Genomic DNA, 11,898 nt, shown 5'->3' with positions numbered 1-11,898 from the left:
ATGGGCGGGGAGACACAGCCGGCAAGCGGTTCGCGCCAGCGCATCGACAGGTGGCTGTTCTTCACGCGCATGGTGAAGTCGCGCTCGCTGGCCCAGAGCCATGTCCAGTCGGGGCACGTGCGCATCAACGGCGAGCGCTGCAGTCACCCGAGCCAGATGGTCAAGCCGGGCGACCGTGTCGAACTGACGCTGGAGCGGCGCGACGTCATCCTCGTCGTGCGTCTCGCCGGGGAGCGGCGGGGTCCCTATGAGGAGGCTCGCCTGCTCTACGACGACCAATCCCCACCGCCGGATGAGACAAAACGTCTCACGCCGTTTGAGCAAGCGACCCGTGCGACCGGTACCGGCCGTCCGACCAAGAAGGAAAGACGTGCAATCGACAGGCTGATGTCGGACGAGGATTAGAAAACTCTGTCTGTGGTGGCGGCTTTTGCAGATCGTTTATCCTTGAAATCCGGCGCTAAAGCCGATAGGTCACTGACAACTTGCCGGAAGCGTGCTTGCCTGCCAAGCCTGTCCACGCTTTTCGCCCGGCAAGGGGATAGGCGCGACGTTCCAGGTTGCCCGGCCCCATCCGCATGAAATCCTGGAGTTCTTCATGACCTATGTCGTGACCGACAATTGCATCAAGTGCAAATACACCGATTGCGTGGAAGTCTGCCCCGTCGACTGCTTTTATGAAGGCGAGAATTTTCTCGTCATCCATCCCGACGAATGCATCGATTGCGGCGTCTGCGAACCGGAATGTCCCGCCGAGGCGATCAAGCCGGATACCGAGCCGGGCCTCGACAAATGGCTGAAGATCAATACCGAGTATGCCAGCATCTGGCCGAATATCACGGTCAAGAAAGACCCGTTGCCGGAGGCCAAGGAAATGGATGGCCAGACCGGAAAATTCGAGAAATACTTCTCCGAAAAACCCGGTTCCGGCGACTAAGACGGTTGCGCGATTCGGCCGCCGCATTTGAGCGGCCATGCGGTGAAACGTTTTAAATCTGCGTCTGGCATATGGGTGATCTGTGTTGCCCGCATGACTCAGACGAAGCAAATTATTGATTTCCTCATATTTTTGTGATAGGTTTCGCCTACTGTTCCATTTGTGGCATGACGCATGCCCAAAACCATCACGAAAGCAAAACCAATCCGTACGCGGTTTCCGTGACATATCAACGCTTTGAGCGCCGGGTCCCCCAGATCGCGCGCAAGAAGTCCTTGCTTTTGCCTGATGGGACCAGAGTGAAGTCACCCGACGGATGCAACCGTCTCAACCGGGCCTGACTGACCCGGCTCCGGCCGCCGCCGGAAGCGTAACAGGGAGTTTTTGAATAGAATGACGACTCAGCAGAAAAAACCTTCTACAGCACGTCACGGCTTCAAGACCGGTGAATCGATCGTCTACCCCGCTCATGGCGTCGGTACCATCACCGCTATCGAAGAGCAAGAAGTTGCCGGCATGAAGCTTGAACTTTTCGTTATCGATTTCGAAAAGGACAAGATGCGCCTGAAGGTTCCGGTCGCCAAGGCGATGAGCATCGGAATGCGCAAGCTTTCGGAAACGGATTTCGTCGATCGTGCGTTGAAGGTTGTGCAGGGCAAGGCGCGCGTCAAGCGCACCATGTGGTCCCGCCGCGCCCAGGAATATGATGCCAAGATCAATTCCGGCGATCTGATTTCCATCGCTGAAGTCGTGCGTGATCTCTATCGTGCAGAAAACCAGCCCGAGCAGTCCTATTCCGAGCGCCAGCTCTACGAAGCAGCGCTCGATCGCATGGCGCGTGAAATTGCCGCCGTCAACAAGATGTCGGAAACCGAAGCCGTCCGCCTCGTCGAGAGCAACCTCAACAAGGGTCCGAAGCGCGGCAAGGCGATCGAAGAAGACGATTCGCAGGACGAAGCCGCTTAAGGCAAGCCTGTCTCTCCCAACTAAAAACCCGGCCTTCGCGCCGGGTTTTTTATTGGAACTTTTTCCCGACTGACGCGTTTACTACACGTAATTGCGGACTGCCGTCGGGCGCTGGCTCGTCGGGCGAACTGCTATTCCGTCAATATTCGGTGAGGAGCGGCTCATGCCTTTTCAATATTGCCCGTCCGGCAACGTGAAGAAACAGGTCCGACCCAGCCGTCTTAGCGGCACATGATGAGAAATAGGGCCTTTCCCTGAAAAGTCTAGGGTGAGGCCCTTTTGCATTCGGAACCCCATTCAGTCCGGACAGCGATGTTCCGGAAGGTGAGTTTTATTGTTCATTTTGAGGGCGAAGGCCTGTTTCGGGAGATCGAAATGAAGAACATGTCTGCAGATCGGCGCATGATCAAAATCGCGATGGCCGCCCCCTATCTCGCCCGCCAGGAAGAGCACGATCTCGCCACCCGCTGGAAAGATCACGACGATCGCGGTGCGCGCAACCAAATCGCCATGGCGCATATGCGCCTGGTTATCTCCATGGCCGGCAAATTCCGCAATTTCGGTCTGCCGATGAGCGACCTCGTGCAAGAGGGCTATGTCGGCCTGCTGGAAGCCGCCGCGCGTTTCGAACCAGAACGTGACGTGCGTTTTTCGACCTATGCCAGCTGGTGGATCAGGGCGTCGATCCAGGATTATATCCTGCGCAACTGGTCGATCGTGCGCGGCGGCACCAGTTCGGCGCAGAAGGCGCTGTTCTTCAATCTGCGCCGCCTGCGCGCCAAGCTCGCCAGGGGCGATACGCAACTGACGCTGCAATCCATTCATCAGGAAATCGCGGCGGCCCTCGGCGTCAGCCTCGCTGATGTGCAGACCATGGATGCCAGGCTTTCCGGCAACGACGCTTCGCTGCAGGCGCCTTCCGTCTCCGGCGATGCCGAGAGCGCGGAGAAGATGGATTTTCTCGTCAGCGACGATCCGCTGCCGGACGAGCAGGTTTCCAATATGATCGACGGCGAACGCCGCCGCGTCTGGCTCGCCTCGGCGCTGAAACATCTCAACGAACGCGAGATGAAGATCATCAGCGCCCGGCGCCTGGCGGAAGACGGCGCGACGCTCGAAGAACTTGGCGCCGATCTCGGCATTTCCAAGGAGCGCGTGCGCCAGATCGAAAGCCGGGCGATGGAAAAGCTTCGCAGCGCACTGGTCAGCGCCGACCCCCATATGGCGGCCTACGCTTGAACTTCTTTACCCTCCAGCAGCACCGACTGGCCCGGCGCAAGCCGGGCTTTTTTTATTCGGCGATGATTTTGACGCGATCGCCAGGGGAAACGGCCGCACCCGTCGGCAGGGCATTGATGAGCTTGAAGAGATCGAGCTTGCGGTCGGTACCCATCATCCGGGCGGCAAGCGTCGAGATGTTCTCGCCGGGCCGCACGGTGACGACACGAATGCGCAGCGGCTTCAGCGAGGCAGCTTCAGCCGGCGTCATGCGCCGGAAACTGGCGCGCAGAACATTGGCCGTCGGTTCGAGGGCGTCGCTGCCTTTCGGCACGGCGGTCAGGAAACGGAAGATCTGCGCATTGTTGCGGATGACGGTGACATCGAAATCCCAGCGGTCGGCACTTGCGCGCGCGGTGGCTGCTTCCATGCCATTGACGGTGATCTGCTGAATGGTCGATGGGTCGAGACCGGTCACCCAGCCGCTCGAGATGTAGTTTGTGAGGCTCTGGTTCTGGTTGTCGGCGACGCCATCGAAGCGGACGGCGATGTCGTTGGGACCGGTGGCCATCACGGCTTCGACCTTATTGTCGATCTTGAAGTCCACCGGCACGTCGAAGCGGATGCCGAGGCCGCCATGCAGGAAAGTCTGGCCGCGTACGTAACCTTCTTCCGGGCTGTCGCCATAGAGCAGGCCGTCAATGCCGTCGAGATAATAATCGCGGCCCTTGTCGCCGACCGTCCCCTCCTGGCCGAAGGCGCGCGCATGGGTGCGGGCAAGCTCGATGCGCTGGGCGGAGTTCGGATGGCTCGAGAGGAAGTCGAGGCTCTGGTCGGCTTCGGGGTCGACCGACATGAAGCGGCTGTAGGCCGCCATGGAATCGAGGAAGCGGGCGGCGGCATAGGGGTCGTAACCGGCTTCGCCGAGCATGCGCACGCCGATGACATCGGCCTGCAGCTCCTGCTGGCGGGAGAAGGCGGCAAGCCTGAGCTTGCCCCGGGCAAGCGCCTGCTTGCCGGCGATGTCGCTCGAGAGGACCTCGGCGACGACGCGGCTGGCGATGACTTCAGCTTCTTCGCGCTTCTGCCGCTCGATACCGTGATTCGCTGTCACGTGGCCCATTTCGTGCGACAGCACAGCGGCGACTTCCGAGGCATCGTTAGCAAGGGCGAGCAGGCCGCGGGTGACGTAGAGATACCCGCCCGGCAGCGCAAATGCGTTGATCGCAGGCGAATTCAGGATGGTGATGCGGTAGGACTGGCTCGGATTTTCCGACACCGCCGTCAGCGCGCCGGCAATACGGGCGACGAGGCGCTCGGTCCTGGCATCCTTATATTCGCCGCCGTAGCTTGCCACGATACGCGGATGCTCACGGGCGCCCATCGCCGCGCGCGGATCGTTCTTCTGCACCTCGTCGACGATCTGGGGATTGGAGGACGGCGAGATGCTCGGCTGGTAGGATTGTTCGATCAGCGACTGACACCCGTTCAGCACCATTGCGACAGCTGAAAGCAGCACGAGGCGACGGGTGAAGCGACGCGCCGCAGAGATGGCATCACTGGAAAGCGCGGGCGATTTCCACGTCGTCAAGCTGTCCAGTCTGGTTCTCCGCATCATGTCGCTGTTTTGCCGGTTTGCCGCAGATAGGGACCGGCCTTGGCAAGGGGAACTCAACAGGTGCGCACCCCTGATCTCGCGCCGCATGCTAGGCCGATACACGTCGTTGCTGTAACTGATTTACGCATCGGTTGCATAGCGAGACTCTGTTTAATTATGGCGCCGTTGCATTTTAGCAAGCCTCAGGCATCGAGGTTCCCTTCGCTCGGATGAAATTATGGCGAAAGTTCCGTCAGCAGGCATAGATTTGTCGGCGGCACGGAAAAAGAACGGTTTGATTGAAGCAACAGGCTGGAAAACGGCAGCCCCGCGAGAAAATCGCAACTTTTAATTTATTTACGCGATAATGGAACGTTTGCTGGTGAATATTCCCGTTATGCCGCCCGCTATTCCGCCGCTTCCGCCGCCGCCGATTGCGGTCGCTTCATTTCCCCGCTGCGCGGCAGCTGCACGGGCTTCAGCGTCATTGCGGCAGCAAGGCCGATCAGGGCAATGGCGCAGGAAGTCATGAAAAGGGGCGAGAAGGCGGCGGCATAGACATCTGCGACGGCCTGGCGGCTCGCTTCGGGAAGGGCAGCCATCATCTTCGGCGTCAGCTGTTCGATATCGACAACACCGGGAATGGGAGCGCCGACCTTGCCGAGCCCGGAGGCGATGATCGCGCCATAGATCGAAATGGCGATCGAGGCGCCGCCCATGCGCGAGAGCGTCACCGAGCCGGTCGCAGCGCCGACGTCGCGGGCGGGGGCGGCATTCTGCACGCCGATGATGGGGACCTGCTGCGCAAGACCGATGCCGATGCCATGCAGCATCATGATCGCGCCGATGAAGGCGATCGGCGTTCCCGCATGGACCTGCGACATCAGCGCGAAGGCAATGGCGCTGCAGGTGAGGCTTGCGATGGCGAAGGGTTTGTAGCGGCCGGTCATCGAGATGATACGCCCGGCCGATAGCGATCCGCAGACGAGACCACCGGTCAGCAGAATGAACAGAAGACCGGCGGCCGATGGCGAAAGGCCGGTCGTCGTCTGCAGGAAGAGAGCGAGATAGTTGACCATGCCGATGGCGATGGCGCCACCCATCACCGATATTAGCAGCAGGAGGCTGAAGGTCGAATTGCGGAAGAGCTGCAGCGGAACGATCGGCTCCGGCGCGCGGCGCTCGACGAAAACCCAGGTGACGGCGCAGACGGCGCCGAAGGCGACGATCCCGATACTCTGTGGTGAGATCAACGAGCCGAACAATTCGCTGCTGTCTGTGGCAAGCACGATGCTCGTCGTCGTCAGCGCGATCAGCAGCGCGCCGGCATAGTCGATCTTCGGGCGTCGATGCGGCTTGCGGTAGGGCAGCATGAAGGCAAGGCCGGTGAGCACGATGAAACCGATCGGCACGTTGACGAGGAAGATCGAGCGCCAGCCGAAGAGATCGCTCATCGTGCCCCCGAGCACAGGGCCGATCGCGCCTGAAGCCATCAGCACGAGGCTCGAATAGCTTTGATAGCGCGCCCGCTCGCGCGGCTCGAAGAGATCGGCGTTGACGGCAAAGATCGATACCATGATGCCACCACCGCCGAGGCCCTGCAGCACACGGGCGGCGATCAGCGTGTTCATCGAGACGGCGAAGCCGCAGACCGCGGAGCCGATGGTGAAGATGGCGATCGCGGTCATCATCACATATTTGCGGCCGAAGAGGTCGCCGAGCTTGCCATAGAGCGGCATGACGGCGCTGAGCGCCAGCAGGTAGGCCGAGCCGATCCAGCCGAAACGTTCGAGATGGCCGAACTCGCCGACGATGGTCGGCAGCGCCGTGGAGACGATTTGATTATCAAGCGTCGCCATGAACATGGCGGTCATCAGAAAGAAAAAGAGAATAAGCCGGCGACGACGGTCCGTCACGAGCGGCGCAGGCGCGGGTTGCATGTCCATGGGGCATATTTCCGGGTTCGATCCATTTTATGTGCTATCAGCATGTAATTGTCAACGGCACATGAGTGACCCCGGCATATTCAATTTTGACCGCCGCTCTGCTATGGTTCCGTCATGAATGAGACGCTGACGAAGATCCTGTCCAACAGTCGGGCCGAGCCGGACGATGAGAACCTGCCTCGCATCGGCAGGAGCATGGCGCGCATGCGCCTGATGACCGGGCGACGATTGATCGGTAGGCTGGCAATCCAAAGCGCCGCACCGGGCCTTGAGCTTTCCCATCTCGACGTACTGGACGCCGTGCGGCGGGCTGAGTCGCCCGGCGAGGTTACCGTCGGCTTGATCGCGGAGATGCTGCGCATCGACCCGTCGCGCGCTAGCCGGGTGGTGGCCGAGATGGTCGGACGCAATGTGTTGCGGCGCGAGGCCTCGCAGGCCGATGCGCGGCGGATTGTCGTCGTCATCACCGAGGCTGGCCAGGCACTGCTTGCCGAAATCCATGCGCAGAAAATAGCAATTATCTCCGAGATCGTCTGCGATTGGCCACGCGAGGACATAGAGCGTTTCGCGACGCTGTTCGAACGTTTCATCGGTGGCTACGAGGCGATCTTTCTGTCGCGCGACAAGGACACGCCCGGTTGAGGCGAAGCGCCGTCCGTCGGGGCCCCTTCCCCTCGCCCCCGCGTTTGCGCTAAGGGCAATGCCCATGAGCCAATCCACTTTCACCATTCTGCTCGGCGGCGAACTCAGCCTGACGGAACGCCTGCGCCACGCGATCGGCGGCAGCCGTTTCATCGCGGCCGATGGCGGCATGCGGCATGCGATGGTGCTTGGGGTCATGCCTGAGCTCTGGGTCGGCGATTTCGATTCGACCCCCCCCGATCTCGAAGCGGGTTTTCTCGATGTGCCGAAGCAGCCCTATCCCGCAGCGAAGGCGGCAACGGACGGCGAGATTGCCGTGTCGGAAGCGATCGCGCGTGGTGCGCAGCGGCTGATCCTCGCCGGCGCGCTCGGCGGCGAACGATCCGACCATGCGCTTCAGCATCTGCTGTCGGCTGTCGGCCTGGCGGAAAAGGGTTTCGACGTACTGCTGACCTCCGGCAAGGAAGAGGCAGTGCCGCTGGTTCCCGGCACGATCGAGCTCGATCTTCCTAAAGGCAGCCTGTTTTCCGTGCCCGGATTTGGTCCGCTGACCGGACTTTCGATCGAGAATGCGCGTTATCCGCTCACGGATTTCCACCTGCCTTTCGGCTCATCGCGCACCATTTCAAATGTCGCGGAAGGCAAGGTTCGCTTTTCGCTCGAGAGCGGCCGGGCGATCGTGCTTGCCCGCCCCTATGATCTTTCCGGAGTCTGATATTTGGCCCCTCCCATTTTGAAACTCGACGATATCTTCCTGAGCTTCGGCGGCGCACCGCTGCTGGCGGGTGCAGCGCTGCAGGTCGAGCCCGGCGACAAGATCTGCCTCGTCGGCCGCAACGGCTCGGGAAAATCGACGCTCCTGAAGATCGCCGCCGGCCTGGTCGAGGCGCAGTCCGGCGAGGTCTTCCGCCATCCGTCCTCGACGGTGCGCTATCTCGAACAGGCGCCGGACTTTGCCGGTTTCAGCACCGTTCAGGCCTATGCCGAGGCCGGGCTGGGACCGGGCGACGACCCCTATCGCGTGACCTATCTTCTGTCCCATCTCGGCCTGACCGGCGAGGAAGATCCGAGCACCCTTTCCGGCGGCGAATCGCGCCGGGCCGCCCTTGCCCGGGTGCTGGCGCCGGAGCCCGATATTCTCCTGCTCGACGAGCCGACCAACCATTTGGACCTGCCGACCATCGAATGGCTGGAAGGCGAACTGCAGAAGACCCGCAGTGCCCTGGTGCTGATTTCGCACGACCGTCGTTTCCTGGAGAAGGTTTCGACCGCGACCGTCTGGCTCGACCGCGGCGCCTCGCGCCGGCTCGACAGGGGATTCGCCCATTTCGAGGCCTGGCGCGATCAGGTGCTGGAGGCGGAAGAGCTCGAGCAGCACAAGCTCGGCAAGGCAATCGAGCGCGAGGAGCACTGGCTGCGCTACGGCGTCACGGCCCGGCGCAAACGCAACATGCGCCGCCTCGGCGAGCTGCAGACGATGCGTTCGCAATATCGCGGCCACAAGGGGCCGCAGGGCACGGTGCAGGCGACGGTTTCGGACGCGCAGGAATCCGGCAAGTTGGTGATCGAGGCCGAGAAGATCACCAAGAGCTTCGGCGACCGGGCCATCGTCACGCCGTTCTCGATCCGTGTACATCGCGGCGATTGCATCGGTCTCGTCGGGCCGAACGGCGCCGGCAAGACGACGCTCCTGAAAATGCTGACCGGCCAGCTTTCCCCGGATAGCGGCACAATAAAGCTCGGCACCAACCTGGAGATCGCCACCCTCGACCAGAAGCGCGAGGACCTCGATCCCGAGGATACGCTTGCAAACTACCTGACCGACGGGCGCGGCGAAAACCTGCTCGTCAACGGCGAGCAGCGCCATGTCACCGGCTACATGAAGGAATTCCTGTTCCAGCCGGAACAGGCGCGCACGCCGATCAGGAGCCTCTCCGGCGGCGAGCGCGCCCGGCTGATGCTGGCGCGCATCCTCTCGCGCCCGGCAAACCTCCTGATTCTCGACGAACCCACAAACGATCTCGATATCGAGACGCTCGACCTCTTGCAGGAAATCGTCGCCGGCTTTCCCGGCACCGTCATCCTCGTCAGCCACGATCGCGACTTCCTCGACCGCACCGTAACCTCGACGATCGCGCCCGCCGTGCCGGATGCGCCCGACGGCCGATGGATCGAATATGCCGGCGGCTACACGGACATGTTGGCGCAGCGCAGGGGCGCGCTCGAAGAGCGCAGAAAGGCCGAGAAAGCGGCGGAGAAGCCGAAGGCGCAGGAGACAACAGCTTCCGGCGCAGCCTCGAAGAGCAAGCTTTCCTTCAAGCAGAAATTCGCGCTTGACAATCTGCCGAAGGAAATGGCCAAGGCCGAGGCCGAGATCGCCAAGCGCGAACTTGTCATGGCCGATCCCAATCTCTTCACGCGCGACCCCGCTGCCTTCAACCGGCTTGCAAGCGAGATGGAAAAGCTGCGAGTCAGCCTTACCAAGATGGAAGAGGAATGGCTGGAGCTCGAAATGCTGCGGGAAGAGCTGGAAGGCTGAGACTCTCGCACTCAGCCGCTCGCGTCACGCAGGGCCCTGCCGATGAGGGGACGTCTTAAAGCGCCGGCGCGGGAACGGCGGCTGCGCCCGCACTGGCGCTGGCGCCGGTGGTCTGGGCGACCTGCTGCTGCGGCTCTTCGGATCTCGAAGGCAGAGCCTGCAGATGCAGCACCCGCGGCTGCAGCGCCTCCAGATAGGTTTCAGAGCGGCCGATATAGATCATGCCGGTTTCGGGCATCGAAGTCAGCACGCTACACATCGTTTCCTGCCATTCCGGCTCCATGCCCTCGAGCACTTCGTCGAAGATGATCCAGCGCGGGCGCACCAGCAGCAGGCGGGCGAAGCCGATCGCCTTCTGTTGATCGCCGTCGAGCAGCTTGTCCCAGCGGGCGCGGGTATCGAGCCTTGCGATCAGAGAGTGCAGGCCGGCCTTTTCAAGGGCCGCCTCGACGGCAGCCTGCTCGTAGGCATCGGGGCTTTCGGGGAAGGCAAGCGCCTCGCGCAGCGTGCCGCCCGGAATATAGGCGATCTGCGGAACGAACAGCATGTCGTCGATCGGCGGCAGACCCATCGTGCCGCTGCCGCACGGCCAGAGCCCGGCCAAGGCCTGAAACAGCAGCTTGCGGTTGACGCTATGATCGCCGTTGATCATGATTTTTTCGCCGGCCTTGATCACGATATCGGTTTCACGCAGGCGAAAACCGCCGCATTCCTCGATGTCTTCGCCGATCTTGGCATTGATCACCACATCCTTCAGCGTCAGCCGGTCGGGGGCGGTGTTTTCGTATGCGATGCTGCCCTTCAGGCCAAAGTCCTCGTCCATGTCGAGCAGCGCCTGGCGGAAGTCGGTGACGCGCATCAGCGTGGCACGCCATTCGGCGATCGGGCCGAAATTGGCGACATACCAGCGCAACGCCGTATTGACCTGGTTGAAGGCGCCGACCGACATCATCAGCTGACCGAGGGTGAGGCCGCCGGAAAAATAGGCGGGTGCGGCAACGATAATCGGAATGACGATCACCAGCCAGCCGTAGCCGGCCGAAACCCAGGTGAGATTGGTATTGGCCATGGCGAGCCGCTTGACGACCCTCAGTACCGAGCTGATGTCGGTATTGATGCGCCGGCGCTCGTTCTCCTCGCCGCGGGCGACGGTGATCGCCGGCATGTTCTCGTTGGCATGCATCAGGGTGAAACGAAGCTCGGCCTCTTTCGAGAACCGGTCGGCATTGAGCTTGACCAGCTTGCGGCCGACGACCTGGCTCAGCACCGAGGCAGAAGCGGCATAGAAAATCGCCGCCCAGACCATATAGCCCGGTATGGAGAAGCTGTGGCCGCTGATGTGAAAGACGAAGCCGCTCGACAGCTCCCAGAGCACGCCGATGAAGCTCACCAGAAGAATGGTCGACTGTAAGAGGCCGAGCACGAGTCCGGTGGTGCTTTCGGCGAGGTTGCGGGAATCCTCGTGCAGGCGCTGGTCCGGATTGACGCCGATCAGGCCGCTCGAGGCGAGCCGCAGCGCCCGCTTGCGCTTCAACCACTGGTCAACGAGATCGCGCGACAGGCCCTCGCGCATATAGAGCGCCGTCATCTGGTTCAGCCAGGCCTGCAGCACGTTGAGCAGCAGCAGCGTGCCGGCAATCATTGCGAAGATTTCGAGCTGGTGGAAGAATTCGCCGAGATCGCGGCGCTCGAGCGAATCGTAGAAGGGGGCGTTCCACTCGTTGAGGATGACCTGGCCATAGGCCGTCACCAGGATGACAAGGATCAGCACGGTCGCCAGAAACAGCACCTTGCCACGCACTTCAGAATTCCAGAATGCCGAGAACATTACTCCGAGGCGATATGTCAGGCTGAAGTCGTAACCAACCTTATCCTGCCTCCTGGTGCCCGGCCTCCCCTCGATCTTATCTGCCATCATGCTTTTCCAACACCGCCCATACTGTCATTATTAACATGGTGGCGTTACCGGTCTATCAACAGATTTTATCAGTCATTAAACTGTGATGATTCTTGACCCACCGCTCCTGCATGCATTCGTAGTTGATTCGCGGCT

Annotated in this window: 10 protein-coding genes; 7 read left to right on the top strand and 3 right to left on the bottom strand. The window is 61.4% G+C overall.

What is annotated here, in order from left to right; all coding sequences use genetic code 11:
- From GGD53_RS06370 to GGD53_RS06355, 4 genes are all read left to right on the top strand, one after another.
- Positions 1-405 (top strand): RNA-binding S4 domain-containing protein, encoded by a 405-nt coding sequence (locus tag GGD53_RS06370; RefSeq protein ID WP_184454611.1) that lies wholly within the window; start codon positions 1-3, stop codon positions 403-405.
- 193 nt (positions 406-598) lie between these two features.
- Positions 599-937 carry a ferredoxin FdxA gene (fdxA, locus tag GGD53_RS06365; protein ID WP_011427210.1) on the top strand — a complete coding sequence of 113 codons (339 nt, stop codon included), beginning with the start codon at positions 599-601 and terminating at the stop codon, positions 935-937.
- A gap of 393 nt (positions 938-1,330) precedes the next feature.
- Positions 1,331-1,903, top strand: coding sequence for a CarD family transcriptional regulator (locus tag GGD53_RS06360; protein ID WP_184454609.1), 573 nt, complete (start codon positions 1,331-1,333; stop codon positions 1,901-1,903).
- Positions 1,904-2,278: 375 nt separating this feature from the next.
- Positions 2,279-3,142: an RNA polymerase factor sigma-32 gene (locus tag GGD53_RS06355; RefSeq protein WP_011427212.1), complete on the top strand. Its 864-nt coding sequence runs from the start codon at positions 2,279-2,281 to the stop codon at positions 3,140-3,142.
- A 52-nt stretch (positions 3,143-3,194) separates the two neighbouring features.
- Here the strand turns inward: GGD53_RS06355 and GGD53_RS06350 are convergent, their stop codons facing one another.
- The gene (locus tag GGD53_RS06350; protein WP_184454607.1) at positions 3,195-4,739 is read right to left on the bottom strand and encodes a M48 family metalloprotease; all 1,545 of its coding nucleotides are present in this window, start codon (positions 4,737-4,739) and stop codon (positions 3,195-3,197) included.
- A 386-nt stretch (positions 4,740-5,125) separates the two neighbouring features.
- The gene (locus GGD53_RS06345) at positions 5,126-6,664 is read right to left on the bottom strand and encodes an MDR family MFS transporter (RefSeq protein WP_184454605.1); all 1,539 of its coding nucleotides are present in this window, start codon (positions 6,662-6,664) and stop codon (positions 5,126-5,128) included.
- A 114-nt stretch (positions 6,665-6,778) separates the two neighbouring features.
- On the opposite strand from GGD53_RS06345, the gene GGD53_RS06340 reads away from it, so the two are divergent.
- The 3 genes from GGD53_RS06340 to GGD53_RS06330 are packed head-to-tail and all read left to right on the top strand — an operon-like array spanning position 6,779 to position 9,845.
- On the top strand, positions 6,779-7,306 hold the full coding sequence (locus GGD53_RS06340; protein ID WP_184454603.1) for a MarR family winged helix-turn-helix transcriptional regulator: 528 nt from the start codon (positions 6,779-6,781) through the stop codon (positions 7,304-7,306).
- Positions 7,307-7,364: 58 nt separating this feature from the next.
- Positions 7,365-8,021 (top strand): thiamine diphosphokinase, encoded by a 657-nt coding sequence (locus GGD53_RS06335; RefSeq protein WP_184454601.1) that lies wholly within the window; start codon positions 7,365-7,367, stop codon positions 8,019-8,021.
- 3 nt (positions 8,022-8,024) lie between these two features.
- The gene (locus GGD53_RS06330; RefSeq protein WP_184454599.1) at positions 8,025-9,845 is read left to right on the top strand and encodes an ABC-F family ATP-binding cassette domain-containing protein; all 1,821 of its coding nucleotides are present in this window, start codon (positions 8,025-8,027) and stop codon (positions 9,843-9,845) included.
- 55 nt (positions 9,846-9,900) lie between these two features.
- Here GGD53_RS06330 and GGD53_RS06325 read toward each other — a convergent pair whose 3' ends face one another.
- Entirely contained in the window at positions 9,901-11,760 is a 1,860-nt protein-coding gene (locus GGD53_RS06325; protein WP_184454597.1) for an ABC transporter ATP-binding protein/permease, read from the bottom strand.
- Positions 11,761-11,898 lie beyond the last annotated feature (138 nt).

Source organism: Rhizobium aethiopicum (assembly GCF_014197535.1).
Taxonomy (GTDB): domain Bacteria; phylum Pseudomonadota; class Alphaproteobacteria; order Rhizobiales; family Rhizobiaceae; genus Rhizobium; species Rhizobium aethiopicum_A.
This window is presented reverse-complemented; position numbering and strand designations above follow the sequence as displayed.

Excerpts from the sequence above, each read along its gene's own strand:
- GGD53_RS06370 (WP_184454611.1), top strand. The coding sequence starts at position 1 with ATGGGCGGGGAGACACAGCCGGCAAGCGGTTCGCGCCAGCGCATCGAC.
- fdxA (WP_011427210.1), top strand. The coding sequence starts at position 599 with ATGACCTATGTCGTGACCGACAATTGCATCAAGTGCAAATACACCGAT.
- GGD53_RS06360 (WP_184454609.1), top strand. The coding sequence starts at position 1,331 with ATGACGACTCAGCAGAAAAAACCTTCTACAGCACGTCACGGCTTCAAG.
- GGD53_RS06355 (WP_011427212.1), top strand. The coding sequence starts at position 2,279 with ATGAAGAACATGTCTGCAGATCGGCGCATGATCAAAATCGCGATGGCC.
- GGD53_RS06350 (WP_184454607.1), bottom strand. The coding sequence starts at position 4,739 with ATGATGCGGAGAACCAGACTGGACAGCTTGACGACGTGGAAATCGCCC.
- GGD53_RS06345 (WP_184454605.1), bottom strand. The coding sequence starts at position 6,664 with ATGGACATGCAACCCGCGCCTGCGCCGCTCGTGACGGACCGTCGTCGC.
- GGD53_RS06340 (WP_184454603.1), top strand. The coding sequence starts at position 6,779 with ATGAATGAGACGCTGACGAAGATCCTGTCCAACAGTCGGGCCGAGCCG.
- GGD53_RS06335 (WP_184454601.1), top strand. The coding sequence starts at position 7,365 with ATGCCCATGAGCCAATCCACTTTCACCATTCTGCTCGGCGGCGAACTC.
- GGD53_RS06325 (WP_184454597.1), bottom strand. The coding sequence starts at position 11,760 with ATGGCAGATAAGATCGAGGGGAGGCCGGGCACCAGGAGGCAGGATAAG.